Origin of the sequence: Pseudomonas sp. NBRC 111124 (genome assembly GCF_001320245.1) — a bacterium.
GTDB lineage: Bacteria > Pseudomonadota > Gammaproteobacteria > Pseudomonadales > Pseudomonadaceae > Aquipseudomonas.
In genome coordinates this window covers 124,829-142,708 of sequence record NZ_BCBA01000002.1, presented here as the reverse complement: position 1 = coordinate 142,708, position 17,880 = coordinate 124,829, and the positions used below count along the sequence as shown (strand labels likewise).

General features: G+C 61.8%; 19 protein-coding genes. 15 read left to right on the top strand and 4 right to left on the bottom strand.

The window, feature by feature from the left end; genetic code table 11:
• The first annotated feature begins 94 nt into the window (after positions 1–94).
• The 12 genes from APH28_RS01610 to APH28_RS01555 all read left to right on the top strand — a co-directional run bounded on the left by APH28_RS01610 (position 95) and on the right by APH28_RS01555 (position 12,423).
• Entirely contained in the window at positions 95–307 is a 213-nt protein-coding gene (locus tag APH28_RS01610) for a hypothetical protein (protein WP_060507298.1), read from the top strand.
• On the top strand, positions 304–1,770 hold the full coding sequence (locus tag APH28_RS01605) for an FAD-dependent oxidoreductase (protein WP_060507297.1): 1,467 nt from the start codon (positions 304–306) through the stop codon (positions 1,768–1,770). Before APH28_RS01610 ends, APH28_RS01605 begins: the two co-directional genes overlap by 4 nt.
• Before the next feature lie 121 nt (positions 1,771–1,891).
• Positions 1,892–2,509 carry an acyltransferase gene (locus APH28_RS01600; protein WP_060507296.1) on the top strand — a complete coding sequence of 206 codons (618 nt, stop codon included), beginning with the start codon at positions 1,892–1,894 and terminating at the stop codon, positions 2,507–2,509.
• Entirely contained in the window at positions 2,502–3,458 is a 957-nt protein-coding gene (locus APH28_RS01595; protein WP_060507295.1) for a glycosyltransferase family 2 protein, read from the top strand. The genes APH28_RS01600 and APH28_RS01595 overlap by 8 nt, the downstream gene beginning before the upstream one ends.
• Positions 3,459–3,466: 8 nt before the next feature.
• Complete coding sequence (locus tag APH28_RS01590) at positions 3,467–3,991, top strand: serine O-acetyltransferase (protein WP_060507294.1); 525 nt, start codon at positions 3,467–3,469, stop codon at positions 3,989–3,991.
• A 28-nt stretch (positions 3,992–4,019) separates the two neighbouring features.
• The gene (locus APH28_RS01585) at positions 4,020–4,997 is read left to right on the top strand and encodes a glycosyltransferase family 2 protein (RefSeq protein WP_060507293.1); all 978 of its coding nucleotides are present in this window, start codon (positions 4,020–4,022) and stop codon (positions 4,995–4,997) included.
• 7 nt (positions 4,998–5,004) lie between these two features.
• Positions 5,005–5,952 carry a DUF535 family protein gene (locus APH28_RS01580; RefSeq protein ID WP_060507360.1) on the top strand — a complete coding sequence of 316 codons (948 nt, stop codon included), beginning with the start codon at positions 5,005–5,007 and terminating at the stop codon, positions 5,950–5,952.
• Between the two features lie 22 nt (positions 5,953–5,974).
• Complete coding sequence (locus tag APH28_RS01575; protein ID WP_060507292.1) at positions 5,975–7,180, top strand: glycosyltransferase; 1,206 nt, start codon at positions 5,975–5,977, stop codon at positions 7,178–7,180.
• Positions 7,174–8,361, top strand: a complete 1,188-nt coding sequence (locus APH28_RS01570; protein WP_060507291.1) for a glycosyltransferase family 2 protein — start codon at positions 7,174–7,176, stop codon at positions 8,359–8,361. Before APH28_RS01575 ends, APH28_RS01570 begins: the two co-directional genes overlap by 7 nt.
• On the top strand, positions 8,361–9,113 hold the full coding sequence (locus APH28_RS01565; protein WP_060507290.1) for a WecB/TagA/CpsF family glycosyltransferase: 753 nt from the start codon (positions 8,361–8,363) through the stop codon (positions 9,111–9,113). Before APH28_RS01570 ends, APH28_RS01565 begins: the two co-directional genes overlap by 1 nt.
• Before the next feature lie 193 nt (positions 9,114–9,306).
• Complete coding sequence (locus APH28_RS01560) at positions 9,307–10,731, top strand: undecaprenyl-phosphate glucose phosphotransferase (protein ID WP_060507289.1); 1,425 nt, start codon at positions 9,307–9,309, stop codon at positions 10,729–10,731.
• Between the two features lie 111 nt (positions 10,732–10,842).
• The gene (locus APH28_RS01555; protein ID WP_256248303.1) at positions 10,843–12,423 is read left to right on the top strand and encodes a phosphoethanolamine transferase; all 1,581 of its coding nucleotides are present in this window, start codon (positions 10,843–10,845) and stop codon (positions 12,421–12,423) included.
• Here APH28_RS01555 and APH28_RS01550 read toward each other — a convergent pair whose 3' ends face one another.
• Positions 12,424–13,368 carry a LysR substrate-binding domain-containing protein gene (locus tag APH28_RS01550; protein ID WP_060507287.1) on the bottom strand — a complete coding sequence of 315 codons (945 nt, stop codon included), beginning with the start codon at positions 13,366–13,368 and terminating at the stop codon, positions 12,424–12,426.
• Positions 13,369–13,514: 146 nt separating this feature from the next.
• On the opposite strand from APH28_RS01550, the gene APH28_RS01545 reads away from it, so the two are divergent.
• Positions 13,515–14,891, top strand: coding sequence for an L-serine ammonia-lyase (locus APH28_RS01545; protein ID WP_060507286.1), 1,377 nt, complete (start codon positions 13,515–13,517; stop codon positions 14,889–14,891).
• A 46-nt stretch (positions 14,892–14,937) separates the two neighbouring features.
• Here the strand turns inward: APH28_RS01545 and APH28_RS01540 are convergent, their stop codons facing one another.
• The 3 genes from APH28_RS01540 to APH28_RS01530 all read right to left on the bottom strand — a co-directional run bounded on the left by APH28_RS01540 (position 14,938) and on the right by APH28_RS01530 (position 16,923).
• Entirely contained in the window at positions 14,938–15,393 is a 456-nt protein-coding gene (locus tag APH28_RS01540; protein ID WP_060507285.1) for a DUF1842 domain-containing protein, read from the bottom strand.
• Positions 15,394–15,412: 19 nt separating this feature from the next.
• Positions 15,413–15,994 (bottom strand): DUF1842 domain-containing protein, encoded by a 582-nt coding sequence (locus APH28_RS01535; RefSeq protein ID WP_060507284.1) that lies wholly within the window; start codon positions 15,992–15,994, stop codon positions 15,413–15,415.
• Positions 15,995–16,245: 251 nt separating this feature from the next.
• Complete coding sequence (locus tag APH28_RS01530; protein WP_060507359.1) at positions 16,246–16,923, bottom strand: DUF3313 domain-containing protein; 678 nt, start codon at positions 16,921–16,923, stop codon at positions 16,246–16,248.
• 201 nt (positions 16,924–17,124) lie between these two features.
• On the opposite strand from APH28_RS01530, the gene APH28_RS01525 reads away from it, so the two are divergent.
• Both APH28_RS01525 and APH28_RS27700 read left to right on the top strand, forming a co-directional pair.
• A complete protein-coding gene (locus APH28_RS01525; protein WP_060507283.1) occupies positions 17,125–17,508 on the top strand; it encodes a type II toxin-antitoxin system RelE/ParE family toxin in 384 nt (127 codons plus the stop codon).
• Positions 17,489–17,794, top strand: coding sequence for a DNA-binding transcriptional regulator (locus APH28_RS27700; RefSeq protein ID WP_082432235.1), 306 nt, complete (start codon positions 17,489–17,491; stop codon positions 17,792–17,794). The genes APH28_RS01525 and APH28_RS27700 overlap by 20 nt, the downstream gene beginning before the upstream one ends.
• Positions 17,795–17,880: the final 86 nt, after the last annotated feature.

Below are 17,880 nucleotides of genomic sequence, written 5' to 3'. Positions count from 1 at the left end.
TTGACGCGTTTTTTCGATTGACCCTGATGGTCGCCCGGCAAGGCCCGCAGCAGTACGCGGGGCATAATAAAATCAACGGTATGGGGCTGTGATCATGGGGAAGCTGCAGTTGTGTACGCCGTTGCTGGGGCGCAGGGGCTTTATTCGCAACAGCGTCTTGTTGAGTGCCGGGGTGGCCGTGTTCGGTGTCGGGGCCGATGCCAATGCCAATGCCAATGCAGCGCGCAAGCCTGAGGCAAAGGGCGGTTTCGTCATCATCAATGGCTGGGTGTTGCCGGTTGGTTACTTCCAGGACGGACGCTCATGATCAAGGATTACGACGTCGACAAGACCCTGCGTGATGCTTACGACTTCTGCATCATGGGCGCAGGCCCTGCGGGGATCACGCTGGCCTTGCGCCTGGCGGGTGCGGGATGGAGCGTGGCGTTGCTCGAAGGTGGCGGGCGCGAATACACGCCGCGCTCGCAGGCGCTGTACAAGTGCACCTCCACTGGCCTTGAGCTGTACCCCGGTGAGGCCCGCCTGCGTTACCTGGGCGGCACCTCCAATCACTGGATGGGTCGCTGCCGGCCCTTCACGGCGTCTGATTTCGCCGTGCCACCGCCGGTCGACATGCCGGGTTGGCCGATCCCCTACGCTGAAATCGAGCGCTATCTGCCGGGTGCCATGGAGATCGTCGATCTGCCCCAGGGCGCAGAGTTTCGCGCGGTGAATCCGGGCCTGAAAGGAGGCGATTTCGATGCCGACCGTTTCCTGCTCAGCCCGCCAACCCGTTTTGCGCAGAAATACGCCACGGCGCTCGACGAAACGCCTGGGCTGGATGTGTTCATCAATTGCAACTGTGTTGACCTGCAGTTCGACCAGGCCAACGGCCAATTGAAAGCGGTTCAGGTGTCCGATTACGGCGGCAAGCGTCAGCCGGTCACCGCGCGCAACTACATCCTGGCCATGGGCGCCATTGAAAACGCCAGGCAACTGCTCAATAGCCAGTCGTTGGCGGATGCGGGCATCGTTCGCAAGGATGGCCTGGTCGGTCGGTGTTTCATGGAGCACCTGAATATCGACATGGGCAAGTTCATCCTGCGCAGCGGGGAGGACACCGAGCCGCGTCAGTACTTCACCAGCGACGCATTCGTCGCCGAATACCACGCCGGCAAGGGCAATGTGCTGGCGTCTGTGCTGGAAGATGTGCGCACCTACGGCCGCACGGCCGAAGTGAAGTACTTCCTGGAAAACCTGGCCTGTGAAATGGGCGTGGCCAGCAAGATCGAATTCGTCGCCAAGTTCAGTTGCCCGGGCGATGGTGTGATCACCACGCTGATCGAGCAGTTCCCCAACGTTCAAAGCCGTATCTCGTTGCTGGATGAAAAGGACGAACTGGGCGTGGCCAAGGTCAATGTCAACTGGGTATTGAGCGCCGATGACCGACACACCATCAAGTGCATCGGCAACGAACTGGCCAAGCAGTTCGCCGAAATGGGCCTGGGTTTCATCAAGCTCAGCGATTACGTCTACGACACCAGCCTGCCATTGATGTTGTCGCCGCATGCGCATCACATGGGCACCACGCGGATGGCGGCCGCCGCGAAGGACGGAGTGGTGGATGTCAACTGCAAGGTGTTCGGCATCGAAAACCTCTACGTCGCCGGCAGCAGTGTGTTTGCCACGGGCGGGGCCTCGAACCCGACCATGCCGCTGCTGCAGTTTGCCTTGAGGCTGGCCGACCACCTCAACGAGAAGATGAATACGGCGAAGGGCGCGGCGGCCTGAGCCGGCAAAACGGAAGGAGCGGTGTGCAAGGGTTGAGCGCAACAGGGTCAGCACCTACAAGAACGAGACCTTGTTCGCCTCAGGGACAGTCCAGGATCGCTTGATTTGCGAGGTTTGCCATATGTTTGGATGGATACGCAATGCAGTGGCGCATTACGCCAACACCACCGGGCGGGGCGTTACGGCCTACCTGAAACTTTGCAAACCGACACCGAGGCAGTGGGGCGAATTCCAGTACCGATGGGGCAAGTTCTATTCGGTGGGCAACAACTTTCACATGAACGTGGGTTGCAACGTCACCGACCCGGCGCTGGTGCGCATCGGCAACAACGTCGGCCTGTCCGACTGCACGCTGATCGGTCACGACGGCGTGGTGGCGCTGATCGAACTCTGCTATGGCAGGAAGCTGGACTCGGTCGGTGTCATCGACGTCAGGGACAACAGTTTTGTCGGTCACGGCGCGATCGTCATGCCACGGGTGACCATCGGGCCTGATTCGGTGGTGGCTGCCGGCGCCGTGGTGACCAAGGACGTGGCTCCGGGGACGGTGGTCGGCGGCAACCCCGCCAAGTTCATCTGCACCACGGAAGACCTGATAAAGCGGGTCGAAGAGCGTTGCAACGCCTACCCCTGGATAGACCTGATCAAGCAACGCAAAGGCTCCTTCGACCCGTCGCTGGAGTCGACCTTGGCCATGCACCGGCGTCGCTATTTCTTCGGGGACAGCAGCAATGGATAAGAAGCCAGTCGATGTGCTGGTAGTCAACTTCAACACCGCGTCGCTGCTGCAGCCGATGTTCGATGCATTGCGCGCTGCCGGTGGGGAAGCCTTGGCCAGCTATCTGGTGGTGGACAACGCGTCGGTTGATGACTCTGTGGAGCGCTTGGGCAAGGTCTGCCCGCAGGCCCTGTTGCTGAGCAACACACTCAACGTCGGTTTCGGCCGCGCCAACAATCAGCTGCTGGCGCACCTGCAGGGCAAGTACGCGCTGCTGCTCAACACCGACGCCTTCGTGGCCGCCGACAGCCTGCAGAAAACCGTCGACTACATGGAGGCACACCCTGAGTGCGGCATTCTTGGCGTGCGTCTTGTGGGTCGTGACGGCGATTTGCAACCGAGTTGCCGGTATTTCCCGACGCCCTTGAACGTATTCGTCGGGCGCACCGGACTCGGGCGTTTTTTTCCGGGCCTGAAAATGGTCGACGACATGGACTGGGACCACGCCTCGGTGCGTGAGTGTGACTGGCTGCCCGGCTGCTTCTACCTGGTGCGCCGTGAAGTGCTCGACCAGGTGGGCCTGTTCGACCCGCGCTACTTCCTTTATTACGAGGAGGTGGACCATTGCAAGCGGGTGAAAGCGGCCGGCTGGAAGGTGGTGTTCTTCCCTGACACCACCGTGGTGCACATTGGCGGTGAAAGCTCCAAGTCGGTGGCCGAGCTGGAAGCGGCGAGCCGGCAGATATCCGGTTATCAGATCGAGAGCGAACTGCTGTATTTCCGCAAGCACCACGGCGCGGCGGGGCTGGCCCTGCATATGCTGCTGGTAAGCCTGGGCGACCTGGTGCTGGCGCTCAAGGCACTGCTCAAAGGCCGCGGCCTGGCTGCAATCAAGGCGTGCTGGCGGCACACCCGCGCCACCTGGTCGCTGTTGCTCAAGACCCAGTTTGCCAGCCAACCCACACGGTAGGTGAAACCATGTTCGATAACATTCGCGCAGACTTGCGCGCCCACGGGGGTGACTGGGGTGCCCAAGGGTTCTGGGTGCTGCTGGTCTACCGCTTCGGCCGTTGGCGCTATGGCGTGCGCCCGGCCTTGCTGCGCAAGCTGCTGTCCTTCGTCTACAAGGTGCTGTTCAAGTTCGTGCAGATCATCACCGGGGTCGAACTGCCTTGCGAGGTAGTGATCGGCCGCAACTTCGTCATTGATCACTTCGGTGGCATCGTCATCAGTGGCTATGCGCGTTTTGGCGATGATTGCCGGATTCGCAACGGCGTAGTGGTGGGCCTGAAGAATGTCGACGAACCTATCGCTCCGGTGTTCGGCAATAACGTGGACATCGGCGCCGGGGCCAAGGTGCTGGGCAATATACGCATCGGTAACAACGTGGCGATAGGCTCGAACGCGGTGGTGCTGATCGACGTCCCGGACAACTCCTTGGCAGTGGGGGTGCCCGCGACCATCAAGTCGCGCAAGCACGCCGATGCGATGCAATACACATGACCCAGCCCGCAGCTGACGAGTGAAACCCATGGTGACAGGCATTGGAGTAGTGGTGATCGGCCGCAACGAGGGGCAGCGCCTGGGGCGTTGCCTGCAGTCCCTGATAGGGCGTGCGGACCAGCTGGTCTACGTCGACTCCGGCTCCTCCGACGGCTCGGTGCAGCTGGCGCGCAGGCTGGGCGTGGAAGTGGTGGCGCTGGACATGACGCAACCCTTTACCGCCGCCCGGGCCCGCAATGAAGGCTTTGCCTGCCTGCAAGATATCGTGCCGGGCATCCGCCACGTGCAGTTCGTCGATGGCGATTGCGAAGTCGATGCCGGCTGGCTGGGCAAGGCTCAGGCGTTTCTCGACCAGCACCCGGACGTGGCGGTGGCGTGCGGTCGCCGCCGCGAGCGCTTCCCGCAGCGCTCGGTGTACAACCTGCTCTGTGACCTGGAGTGGGATACGCCGGTGGGGGAAGCCAAGGCCTGCGGGGGCGATGCACTGATGCGTGTCGACGCTTTCATGGCGGTGTCCGGTTTTCGCCCGGAGCTGATTGCCGGCGAAGAGCCGGAGCTGTGCGTGCGCTTGCGCGCCGGTGGCTGGAAGGTCTGGCGCCTGGCGGATGAGATGACCTTGCACGACGCCGCCATGACCCGCTTCGGGCAATGGTGGCGGCGCAGTCTGCGTGCCGGCTATGCCTATGCCGAAGGCGCATACCTGCATGGCCAGACGCCGGAACGCCATTGGCTGCGTGAATCACGGCGCGCCTGGTTGTGGGGCCTGAACGTGCCACTGGCGATCCTGACGTTGAGCCTGTTGTCAGGCGGCTGGGGGTTGTGGTTGTTGCTGGTCTATCCGTTGCAGATTGTGCGTCTGGCTTGCCGGGGCGGGCGTTCGACGCGGGAGAACTGGTGGCAGGCGGTGTTCCTGGTGCTGGGCAAGTTCCCGGAAATGCTCGGCCAGGCGAGGTTCCTGCTGAACAGGTATGCGGCCGGCAAGTCGCTGCTGATCGAGTACAAGTGACATGACGATGACCTTCAGATCGCTGGCCAAGAGCGTGCTCACCTTGCAGCCCGGCTATTCACTGCGCGCGCTCAACAACAAGTTCAAGTTGACGGTATCGATGGCCCGCGAGTGGCCCGGCTTGCAGGCTTTCGCTCGGCGCATGTCACAGGCACTGGGCCAAGACCGCTTCGAGCGGCTGGGCGTCGACTGCATTGGCGTCGTGCAGTGGCCTTACATCAGCAAGTGCTGGAGCGCCCCACAGCGGCTCGAAGCGGTGGCGTCGCATTATGAAGTGGTCGCGGCGCACTGTGCCCCGTTGCTGCTGTTGCAGCGGGACGAACACCGGCTGCTGTGTGACCTGTCGGCTTACGCCAGCGGTTGCAGCCTGGTGCTCGACCGCCCGATCTGGTTCAAGCGCGAAGGGGAGCTGGTGATCAACCTGTTCCAGGGCGAACTGCGCGTGGCCTCGCTCGCCTTTACCCTGTGCCGCGAAGCAGCAGGTTTGTGCCTGTACATCGGCGCCGTGCAGGGCATTCACAAGGGCGTGGACAGCGAGACGTCGCTGACGATCTATCGCGACCTGACCAAGGACTTCGAAGGCCTGCGCCCCAGGAGCCTGCTGATCGAGGCGATCAAGTGCGTGGCACGAACGCTGGGGGCCGAACGCATTTATGCGGTGGGGGATGAGTATCGCCACCATCGCCATCCCTACTTTGGTGCCGAAAAGCACCAGGACCTGGCGGCCAACTACGATGTGATCTGGCAGGAAAACGGTGCCGAGCCGTCGGACCGTGAGGATTTTTTCACAATCCCCCTGGCACCCGCGCAGCGCGCGGCCGAGGAAGTCGCGGCCAAGAAACGGGCGATGTATCGCAGGCGCCATGCGTTGTTGGATGACGTGTTTGGCCAGATACAGGCCATCCTGGCGGGTAGCCCTGTGCAGCAGAGCACGGCAGACCTGGCCATTCAGTAAACGAACACCGATTCGGGGCTCTATGCGCATTGCTTATTTCATCAATCAGTATCCCAAGGTCAGTCACAGTTTCATCCGCCGCGAAATACTGGCACTGGAGCGCCAGGGCATCGACGTTCAACGTATCGCCTTGCGAGGCTGGGATGCCGAACTGCACGACCCCGAAGACCTGACCGAACGGGGCAAGACCCGCTATGTGCTAGATGAAGGGTTGCGGGGTTTGCTGAAACCGCTGTTCGAGGTTGCTCGGGCGCAACCCAAGGCGTTTCTTGCCGCCCTGCGCCTGGCGCTTGGCCTGGGCTGGCGCGCTGATCGCCCATGGCCCTACCACCTGGTGTACCTGGCCGAGGCGTGCCGAGTGCTGCAGTGGCTGCAGGCATCCGGAGTCGAGCATGTGCATGCGCATTTCGGCACCAACTCGACAGAAGTGGTCATGCTGGCCAACGCCCTGGGTGGGCCCACCTACAGCTTCACCGTGCATGGGCCGGAAGAGTTCGACAAGGCGCAGCTTTTGCACCTGGGCGAAAAGGTGCGTCGGGCTGCGTTCGTTGCCGCCGTCAGTTCCTTCGGGCGCAGCCAGTTGTTCCGCTGGGTGGCCCATGAGCACTGGGGCAAGGTCAAGGTTGTGCATTGTGGCCTGGAGCGCAGTTTCCATGAAGGGGCTGCGTTAGCGCCAGTGGCTGCGCCCCGGTTGGTTTGCGTGGGACGGCTGTGTGAGCAGAAGGGCCAGTTGCTGCTGATCGAGGCCGCACGCGTCCTGGCGAGCCGGGGCGTGGCCTTTGAGCTGGTATTGGCGGGCGATGGCGAATTGCGTGGTCCAATCGAGGCGCTGATCGCCCGGCACGGCTTGCAGGGGCAGGTGCGCATCACCGGCTGGATCAGCAGCGCGCTGGTGCGGGACGAAATCCTCGCCGCGCGTGCCCTGGTACTACCCAGCTTTGCCGAGGGTTTGCCGGTGGTCATCATGGAGGCCATGGCGTTGCGTCGGCCGGTGCTCACCACCTACGTGGCAGGTATTCCTGAACTGGTACGCCAGGGTGAAAATGGCTGGTTGTTCCCGGCCGGTTCCGTCGAGGCGTTGACCGAGGCGATGCTCGACTGTCTGCAGCAACCGGCGGAGGTGCTCCAGCGCATGGGTGAGGCCGCTTACCAGCGCGTCTTGGAACGCCACGACATCGATACGCAAGCGGCCATGTTGCTTAGCCACTTCAAGGTACCGACATGCTGACTTTGTTGAGCTTGCTGCTGGTGCTGGCGGCGCTGCTGGTGCTGTTGCCGACACTGGTGCTGTTCACCCAGGTGGTGCTGGCCTGCCTGCCCCAGCCTGCGCGGGCTGTTCGGCAAGGTACCCGTGCGCGGGTTGCCGTGCTGGTGCCGGCGCACAACGAGGCGTCGCTGATCGCATCCACGCTTGCCAGCATCAGGCCGCAACTGTGCGAAGGCGACCAGTTGCTGGTGGTCGCGGACAACTGCACGGACCAGACCGCTAGCCTGGCCCGCGCAGCGGGCGCGCACGTGATCGAGCGCGAGGATCTGCAGCATCGGGGCAAGGGCTACGCATTGGACTTCGGGGTGCAGCATCTGCGTCAGGCGCCTCCCGAGGTATTGATCATCATCGACGCGGACTGCCAGGTAGGCGCAGGTGCGCTTGAGCAACTGGCGCGCTGTTGCATAGACAACGCCCGGCCTGCGCAAGCGTTGTACCTGATGCATGCACCTGCCGGGGCCGGGTTGAAGGTGCAGGTCGCCGCCTTTGCCTGGCGGGTGAAGAACCTGGTCCGTCCACGCGGTTGGGCCCGGGCGGGCTTGCCCTGCCAGTTGATGGGGGCGGGCATGGCCTTGGCCTGGCAGGACGTGTCGGCCGTCAACCTGGCAACCGGGCACCTGGTCGAAGACCTGAAGCTGGGCCTGGAATGTGCAGCGCTCGGCAAACCGCCGCTGTTTTGCCCGGAGGCCGTGGTCAACAGTCACTTCCCCACCAGCCAGGAAGGCCTGAGCATCCAGCGCAAACGCTGGGAGCATGGGCACCTGGGGGTTGTGCTGGCTGAGGGGCCCAAACTCATGGGGCGCGCATTGATGCAACGAGACTGGCCGCTGTTGGGCATGGCCATGGACCTGCTGGTGCCGCCGCTGGCCTTGTTGTCATTGCTGCTGATGGCGCTTTTCGTGGTCACCTGGCTGGCGTTCGGGTTGTTTGGCGTGCTGTTGCCGGCATTGCTCGCCACCCTGGCGTTGGGCCTGCTGGGCGTCGCCGTCTTGCTGGCGTGGGCCCGTTTTGCGCGGGAGCTGATCCCGTTTTCGGTATTGATGTACGCGCCGTTCTATGCGGCGAGGAAAATTCCCCTGTACCTGGGGTTCCTACTCAAGCGCCAGGTCGACTGGGTGCGTTCGAAACGGGATGACAGCTGATGGAAGGTCGGGCCTGGTTGCAACGCTGGCAGACGATCATGGGCAAGCTGCGCCTGGTCGAGGATGCCGCAGACGAGCAAGGGCTGCTGGTGTCGCTTTGTTCACCGCAGCGGCCAACCGTGTTGGGCTTTGTCAACGCCCATGCCATGAACCTGGTCGCCGGCAAGGCTGATTACTGGCAGGCACTGGCATCGGCTGACGTGCTGCTGCGCGACGGTGCCGGCATGGCGATATTGCTGCGGCGCCTGGGGCTGGCGCCTGGGCTCAACATGAACGGCACGGACTTCATCCCCAAGTTGCTGGCGGCCTTCAATGGCCGGCGCGTGGCATTCTGGGGCACGCGCGAGCCGTTTCTGTCCGAGGCCGCTGAGCGCTGCGAGGCGCGGTATGGCGTGCACGTGGTGTCACGCCACGATGGCTTTGCCGAGGTCGACGTTTACCTCGGCCTTGCCCGGGCACAACAGCCAGCGCTGATCGTGCTGGGGATGGGGATGCCCAAACAGGAGCAGCTGGCCGCCCGGTTGGCGGCGCTCGACAGCCCCTGCCTGATCGTGTGCGGCGGCGCCATCGTGGATTTTCTAGGGGGCAAGGTGACGCGAGCGCCGCAATGGATACGGCGCCTGAACGGTGAGTGGGTGTTCAGGTTGTTCAAGGAACCCAAACGCCTGTTTTCACGCTATGTGGTGGGCAATCCGTTGTTCCTGTTGCGTGCGCTGCGCTACGCCAGAGCACCCTTGCGTCGGGTGCAGTGACGAAGCTCAATGCTGCCCGTCGGGTGGGGCGATCTGCCCCGCAGCAACTGCAGGGTGCTGCTACAGTGATATCAACTGACGCGGAGCGCCGTGCTGCAAAATTTCAAAGGTTTATCAGCTACCTGAGGTGAGTTTCCATCGCTTCGTTGTGATGGTCAGGCATTTGCCACACGCAAATCAGTGAGGCCTTACGATGGTTTTCGAACCCAGAAGCAGTCGCTCGTTGCTCCAGCGTAGAAGCAGCGTCAGCAACGCCATTCAAGCGGGCCTGGACGGGATTGCCGTCACCGGTGTGGCGTGGTACCTGATTTACAACCAGTTCGGCTACATCACCTCAGATTATGTGATCATGCTCTTGCTGCTGATCGGTGCGCTGGCGGTCATTTATGACCACTACGCCATCTACCGCAGCAATGTGGGGCTTTCGGTAAAGGCCTTCAGGCTGTTCAAGGCCTGGTCGGCGACATTCTGTTTCCTGGTGGTTATCGCCTTCCTGACCAAGCAGAGCGAAACCTATTCGCGGCTGCTGGTCGTCCAGCTGTTTGTCATTGGTTATGTGGTCCAGCTGTTCCTGCACGTGGCCATGCGCGAATTGCAGAAGCGTTTCACGGCCCATGCTCGGCTGGATAACGCGCTGATTATCGGCAGCGGCGACCTGGCTAACTTCCTGTACCAGAAAATCAGCAACAACCCGTGGTTCGGCGAGCGGGTGATGGGTTGCATCTGGGTCGATCAGGAAGAGGATGCACAGCGTGAGGCACAACAAGATGCAAAGCAGCGCCTGCCGGTGTTGGGCAGCATTGCTGACCTGGACGAGATCATTGCCCAACACGGCATTCGCACGGTGTACCTGGTAACCCCCCTGGGGGGGTCCGCCGTCATCCAGGACGTCTACCTCAAGTTGCTCGACAAGTGTATTGCGGTCAATTGGGTGCCAGACATCTTCTCGCTGCGCCTGATCAACCACAGCGTGCGTGAAATTGCAGGGATTCCGGTACTGACCCTGTCGGAAACGCCACTGACCGGCACCAGCCTGTTCCTGAAAAACCTCGAAGACCGCGTGCTGGCCGCGCTTATCCTGCTGTGCGCGTCACCTGTGTTGCTGGCTGTCGCGGTGATCATCAAACTCGACAGCCCGGGGCCAGTGTTCTTCCGGCAGGACCGCACGGGCTGGACCGGGGAATCGTTCCGTATCTGGAAATTCCGCAGCATGCATGTGCATCAGCCGGAAAACGGTGTGGTCGCGCAGGCGCAGCGCAATGACCCGCGGCTGACCCGGGTTGGCGCCTTCATCCGGCGTACCAGCCTCGATGAGCTCCCGCAACTGTTCAACGTGCTGACCGGCGACATGTCGCTGGTTGGCCCGCGGCCCCATGCCTTGCAGCACGACAACTTGTACTCACCGGACATCGTCGACTACTTCGCCCGCCACAACATCAAGCCTGGCATGACCGGCCTGGCGCAGGTGCGCGGGTACCGGGGCGAAACCAAGGACATCGAGCAGATGATCCAGCGGGTCAACTCGGACATCGAGTACATCAATAACTGGTCGTTGTGGCTCGACTTCGTGATCCTGGTGCGCACGGTCAATGCCTTCACCGGCAAGCAGGCTTATTGATGCCGGAACGAAAGGCTGCGTAAAGGCGGAGGGGGCATGAGCATCTTGCCACCGAGAAGGGCGAGTGCCGCTGGGCTGTTGAAGTCTGAGTGGCCTTCGCTTGTGCTAGGGATGTTTCTGTTGTCGCCGCTGCTGGCCAGACTGATGGCGCAGTGCCAATGCGCGAAGTTCGACCTGCTGGTTTTATACACCTTTGCCATTTCATTTTTGTGGCTGCTGGCAATCCGCTTCGTATCCGCCAATCAGTTCAAGGTGCACCTGCTGCTGTTGCCCTTCTATCTGCTGGCGAGCATCGATCTGTTCGTCGTGCTGAACTTCGGTTCGCGCCTGACGGCCGCGTATCTGTTCATTGCCTTGACCAATTACAAGGAAGCGACCGACTTTTTCGCCACCTACTGGCGGTCTATCGCCGGCACCCTGGCCCTGTTCGCTGTGTGCTACGGGGCGGGGCTGGCCGGTCTGTACGGGCGTCGTCTGTACCGCAACAAGGCCATTCTGGGGCTGGCATTGGGTGGGTTGCTGCTGGGCTATGGGGCGTACTTCTACAAGACGGTAAAGGTCAACTCACTGAGTAAAGGTGCAGTGCTCGACCTGGTGGCGAAAGACCAGAGCACGCCGGTAGGCTACCTGTCGCAGATCGGCCTGACAGCGACCTTGTATGTGGAGTCCAAGGGGTACATCAAGCAGCGCCTGGCGTCGCAGGTGAAGATCACCCGCATCTCCGACCAGGCCGACATCGAGACCCTGGTGTTCGTCATCGGTGAGTCTTCGCGCCCGCACAACTGGTCGCTGTACGGCTACCCCAACAAGACCACGCCCCACCTCGACCAGCAGCCGGGGCTGTTCAAGTTCAACCGCATGTGCACCACTGCGCCCTATACCTCGGTTGCCGTGCCTTCGCTGTTGAGCCTGGAATCCATCCGCGACTGGGACCTGATCGCCTCGAACAAGTCGTTGGTGGGGATCTTTCGCGCGGCCGGTTACGACACGTACTGGCTGTCTTCACAGGAGGTGGACAGCTTTGGCGGAATCATTCCGCAGATCGCCGCAGAAGCCCAATACCGCCAGTACCTGGAGCGCAGCTATGACGGTGCGCTGATGCCGGTGTTGCAGAGCGTGCTGGGCAAGGCCGATGGGCACCGTCAAGCGATCTTCATTCATATCAAGGGCAGCCACTTCGAATACGCTCGGCGCTTTCCAAGTGACTTTGCCCGGTTCAAGCCTGCCAGCGGCAGTCAGAAAGACCGGATCACCGCCGATTACGATAATTCGGTGTTGTATACCGACTGGCTGCTGTTCTCGATCATGCAACAGCTGACGGCCAGCCAGAAGAAAACGCTGCTGGTCTACGCGTCGGACCATGGCGAGAACTTGCTGGATGACAGTCGCGTGCTGCTGGGCCATGGCATAGGTAATGAATACGACCTGTCGACCTCGGCGTTCATCTGGTCCAGCGGCAATTTCTCGTCGGAGCAAGCGGGTAAATTGCAGAAGCTCAAGGCCAGGGAGGATCAGCAGGTCAGCATCGCCTCGTTACCGCATACGCTGCTGAACATGGCCGGGATATCGATGCCAGGCTATGACAGCACGCAGGACTTGCTCAGCGATGACTACAAGGCTTCGGAGTGCCCGCATCTGCTCGGCACTGGCTATGTGCCGTCGTTCAACTTCAAGCACATTGCCGACGAGTGATCAGGCCGGTAGCGCCAGTGGGTGCAAGGTGCGGAAGCCTTGTGCCTCTTCCACCAGCCAGTCATGCACCGCACGGGCGCCAGGCTGGTTCAGCCCGCCCGGCGGGTAGTGCACCATGTAGCGCTTGTGATTGGCGACGGGGTGGCCGAACGGCACGATCAGGGCGCCACGCTCAAGCTCGTCATTGAGCAGCGTGCGCCGCGCAATGGCTACGCCAATGCCGGCGATCGCCGCTTCGATGGTCAGGTGGTTGCGGTTGAAGGTATGCCCGCGACGCACATGCAGCCCGGTTGCGCCGATACCCTCCAGGTAAAACTCCCATTCTGCGTATTCCGAGCTGCCGCGCCAGGCGGTGATGTCGTGCAGCAGTGGGTAATGCGCGAGGTCTGCCGGACCATGCAGCGGTGGGCGGCCACGCAGCAGCGCGGGTGAGCAGACCGGGAAGATCTGTTCGTCGAGCAGCGGGGTCGACAGCATGCCGGGGTAACTGCCGTCGTTGAGGTCGATGGCCAGGTCGAAGTCGCCAGGGTGCAAGGCCTGGGCGCTGTCTTCGGCAACCAGGCGCAGTTCGATGTCCGGGTAGCGCTGCTGGAAGCGTGGCAGCCGCGGGGTGAGCCACTTGGCCAGGAACGAAGGAATTGAACGCAGGCGTAAGGTCCCGCGGATTTCCCCGGCATCCAGGCGCAGCAATTCGGCCTCGATGCTGCCGTAGGCCTCGGTCACGGTCTGCGCCAGGCGCTGGCCTTCGGCACTCAGTTCGACGCCCCGGGCCCGACGCAGGAACAGTTTGTAGCCCAGGCGCTCTTCGAGCTGGCGCATCTGTTGGCTGACCGCACCGGGGGTGATGTGCAGCTCCTGCGCGCTGCGGGTGAACGACAGGTGCCGCGCCGCACAGGAAAAGACATGCAGCCAGACAAACATCTGGCCATTGAGTTGCCGTCGCATCGTTTAGTACCGCTAAAGCCTTGCTTAGGAAGTTTCGTTGGTCATCTGCCGATGAGCGCGGCAGTATCTCGCAAATTGGCAGTACCGTTCAATTTTCTCAGACAACCGTGCGGCAGCGTTCAGCACCGACACGGTCAGGCATTAGCATGGCTATCAGTGTTTTCGACCTTTTCAAGATTGGCATCGGCCCGTCCAGTTCCCACACCGTAGGCCCGATGCGGGCGGCAGCAAGCTTTGCCCAGGCGTTGCGTGCGCAAGGCCTGCTGGCACAGGTGCAGCGCATCGAAGTGCGCCTGTATGGTTCGCTTTCAGCCACCGGGATAGGCCATGCCACCGATCGCGCCTGCCTGCTCGGCCTGATGGGGCAATGGCCGGATCGCATCGACCCGGCCACCATCGAACCGCGCATCCATCAGTTGCTGCAGGAGCAGTGCCTGATGCTCGACGGCAGCCATCCGCTGGAATTCCACTATGCCCGCGACATGCTGCTGCTGGATGAGAGCCTGCCTTACCACCCCAATGCCATGACGCTGGACGCCTTGGGCGGGCAGGGCAGCCTGTTGCAACAAACCTATTACTCTATCGGTGGCGGGTTCATCGTCGAGCAGGGCGAGATCGATGCGCCGCAGGCTGAGGCGAATGCCGTCATCCTCCCTTACGAGTTTTCCAGTGGCGCCGAATTGCTGGCCCTGTGCAAGGCCAACAAGCTGAGCGTTGGCCAACTGATGCTGGCCAACGAGTGCGCCTGGCGCCCGGAGGCCGAGGTGCGTGAAGGTCTGCTGCGGATCTGGGCAGCGATGCGAGACTGCGTCGACAATGGCCTGCGCAACGAAGGCATCTTGCCCGGTGGGCTCAACGTCAAGCGCCGCGCTGCACGTCTGCACCGCAGCTTGCAGGAGGCTGGCCAGCCCAATGTGATCGGGTCGACCTTGAGCGCCATGGAGTGGGTGAACCTGTTTGCCCTGGCGGTCAACGAAGAGAATGCCGCTGGCGGGCGCATGGTCACCGCGCCAACCAACGGTGCCGCCGGCATCATCCCGGCCGTGCTGCATTACTACATGAAATTCAACCCCAACGCCTGCGACGACGATGTGGTGGCGTTTCTGCTGGCCGCTGCGGCGGTCGGCATCCTGTGCAAGAAGAACGCTTCGATTTCCGGTGCTGAAGTCGGCTGCCAGGGGGAGGTCGGCTCGGCCTGCTCGATGGCCGCTGCGGGCTTGGCTGAAGTGCTGGGCGCCACACCGCCACAACTGGAAAACGCTGCCGAAATTGCCCTGGAACATAACCTCGGGCTGACCTGCGACCCGGTCGGTGGGCTGGTTCAGGTGCCTTGCATCGAGCGCAACGCGATTGCCGCGGTGAAGGCCATCAACGCCGTGCAGATGGCCCTGCGCGGGGATGGCGAACATTTCATCTCGCTCGATCGGGTAATCCGCACCATGCGCGATACCGGTGCCGACATGCATGCCAACTACAAGGAAACTTCACGCGGCGGCCTGGCGGTGGCCTTCGTCGAGTGCTGACGGGTGTTGCGCCGGCAAGTGGCCTTGCCGGCGCACTGCTTGCGCGTTACACGCTTTCCAGCTGGCTGACGGCCGCCTTCAGCCGCTGCGCCAATTGCGGCCGGCCCTGGTGGGTCACATCCGGCGCCTTGCGCACCCGCCCGTGCTGATCGACCCAGTGGCCGTTACTGAAGTAACGGTAGCTGGCCGAGCCGGTGCTCCAGTCGGCTTCCAGCAGGCCGTGCAGGTGGAAGGTCTGGGCGATCTGGCTGAGCGGGCCGCTGGGGCTGCCATCCAGGCTCAGGACGATCGACGGTGCGCCGGCCGGCGCGAACTGCAGCTCGCTGTAGTCTCCCCAGACGTTGGCCTGGAATTGCTGCGGCGGGTAGGTGGCCTGGCTGGCGCGGGCTTTGCCGGAAACCCGCTTGGTCACGGTGTTGACCAGCAGGTCGAGGGTCAAGGTCGGGGCGCCCAGCAAGCCGTTGCTGACGTTCAGGCGCAAATGGAACAGTCCGATTGCCATGGTCTATCTCCTTGCCTGCTCAGGCTTTCTTGGCGGCTTTGGTGGCCGGGGACTGGGACGCTGCGAGGGCCTGGTCGAGGCCGCCGGTAGCCAGTTGTTTGAGATGCGCAAGGTCGCCGTTGGCGATGGCCGCCTCTAGCGTGGCGTTATGCAGTTCGCTTTGCAGGTCAACGTTGGCCAGTTGCTGGATGCGTTGGCCTTCCAGCGTGACCGGGACATTGTCCACGCTCACCCAGCGCTGGCCATTGTAATACTCGTAGTCGGCCACGCCGCGCTGCCAGCCCGGGTCAAGCAGCGCCCTGAACTTGAACTGCACCGGCGAGTTGGCGTGCGGCCCACCCTGGTTGCCCTGGGCGGTGATCAGGATCCTGCCTTCGCTGGGTGGCTGTACGGTGAGGTAGGTGTAGCTGCCCCAGACGTCCAGGTGCAGGTCCAGCGGTGGGTTGATGGCCTGGGTGATCTGGGCCGCGCCGTTGAGGCTGCGGTCCGGGGTATGGATCAGCAGGTCCAGTTGCAGGCGCGGGGCGCCGGCGGCGTTGCTGCCGATCTGGTAGGACACCGGGAACAGCCCTGCCGTAGGTGCGAGCAGTGAATCAGACATGATTGCCTCCATTGCATTCGATGAATGAAATACCGATACACAACGCTGCGAAGGCGGGCGGAAAAGGCGGGGAGAAGAGGGAACCGGGCGGTGCTGATGCTTGCCCGGAGCGAGCGGCTGTTGTCAGCCTGCTTGTGCAACCAGTCCCTGGTCTGCGGTGCCGCCTGCCTGGCAGCCCGCTTGAGTAAAGCAGGGCTGCCAGGCAGTGATGGCGTTTTTGAATGATTACCGACGAGCGGAGCGGCTTGCGCTTACTTGCCCTTGTTCTTGAGGGTGATGAAGCTGGCACGCATGTCCTTAGCCCAGCCGTCGAGCACCGGTTTGACGTCGTTCAGGGTCAGCTTGGTCTTGTCGTTCTCCAGCTCTTTGCCCGTGCCCTTGCGCACTACCTGGGCCAGCACCTTCTGGTTGCCGCCATCGAGGAAGGCCGCTTCGACACCGACATCCACTTCCTGGTCGCGGCCACCCATGGCGGTGTTGACGCCCGCCGACACCAGCGCGATCGGGATGAACTCGTAAGGCTTGAGGCTTTCGTTGCTGGTGGACACCGCGGTGATCGCCGGGCGTACCACGATGGTGCCTGGGCCAGGTGCCTTGGCCAGGGTCAGCACGCTGCCCATTTCACGGCGCAGGGCATCGTTAAAGTAGCGGGTGATTTCACTCAGCGTCTGCTGGGAGATGACCGCCGTCGCTTGCGGCTTGGGGTAGAACTGGCTCGGTTCGATGAACACCTGCGTGTACTGGTTGACATTGACCTTGGGGTCGATCCAGCGCATCACCGGTGCACCGGATGGGCTTTTCTCTTCCTGCAGGCGGCTGTAGTCCTTGAGGAAGCCGGAATAGTCCTTGGGGTCCACGCGGTTGCTGGAGCAGGCTGCCACAGCGAGCAAAGCGGCACACAACAGGGTAACGCGGGGCAATGATTTCATGATGGTCATGCATCCATGATGGGTCGGCCAGAACAACGCTAGCAGGTGCTTGGCAGATGGCCAGTGGGCGGGCGAAAAGTCGCTTCGGTAACGCGTTGAGGTGCTGACTTTTCCTACGATTTGGCCGGAATGCGCCGTCTATGCAATCGAGACGCCCCTTGAAAAAATATGCCCGTAACGGGTATGTTTTGGAGGCCACTGATGGAAGTTCTCAAGCGCAGGGATTTCGCGCGCTGGCAGGTTGCGCAGAAGCTTTCGGATGCGATGTTGTGCCAGGCGGTGGATGAAATGCGCAGGGGGCTGGTGGATGCCAGCCTTGGCGGTGAGTTGTTCAAGAAGCGTATTGCGGGGCGCGGTGTTGGCAAGCGAGGTGGTTACCGGACGCTGCTCTCAGCTCGTATCGGCAATCGTTATGTGTTTCTACACGGTTTCGCCAAAAGCGATAAAGCCAACATCACGTCGGATGAACAAAAGGCACTGAGCTTCGCAGGCAAGGTTTTCCTGGAGCTTTGCCCTGTAGCGCTCGGGCGAGCATTGCAATCAGGTGTTTTGATGGAGGTCTGCTGTGAGCAGCAAAATTGTTGAGTCGTTGCGTGATGATCTGGTCGCTCTTCATGAGGCCGGAGCTGTCGGCAAGGTCACGCTTCGAGATTTCGAAATGTTATGTCCTGCCCCTGTACGAGATTTTAGCGCTCTGGACATTCGCCAGCTTCGCGAAGCACTAAATTTCAGTCAGCCGGTGTTCGCGCTGCATCTGCATACCAGCGCATCCACTGTGCGTAAGTGGGAACAGGGGGAGACGCGTCCTGCAGGGCCTGCTTTGAAGCTTCTAAATATCATTTCAGTCAAGGGCTTGCAGGCAATTCTTTAGCTTAATTATGCGATGCCAAGATTATTAAGATAAATGTAATAAAATCAATGGTTTAGCTTAGTATTCGAATGTTATTTATAATGGTT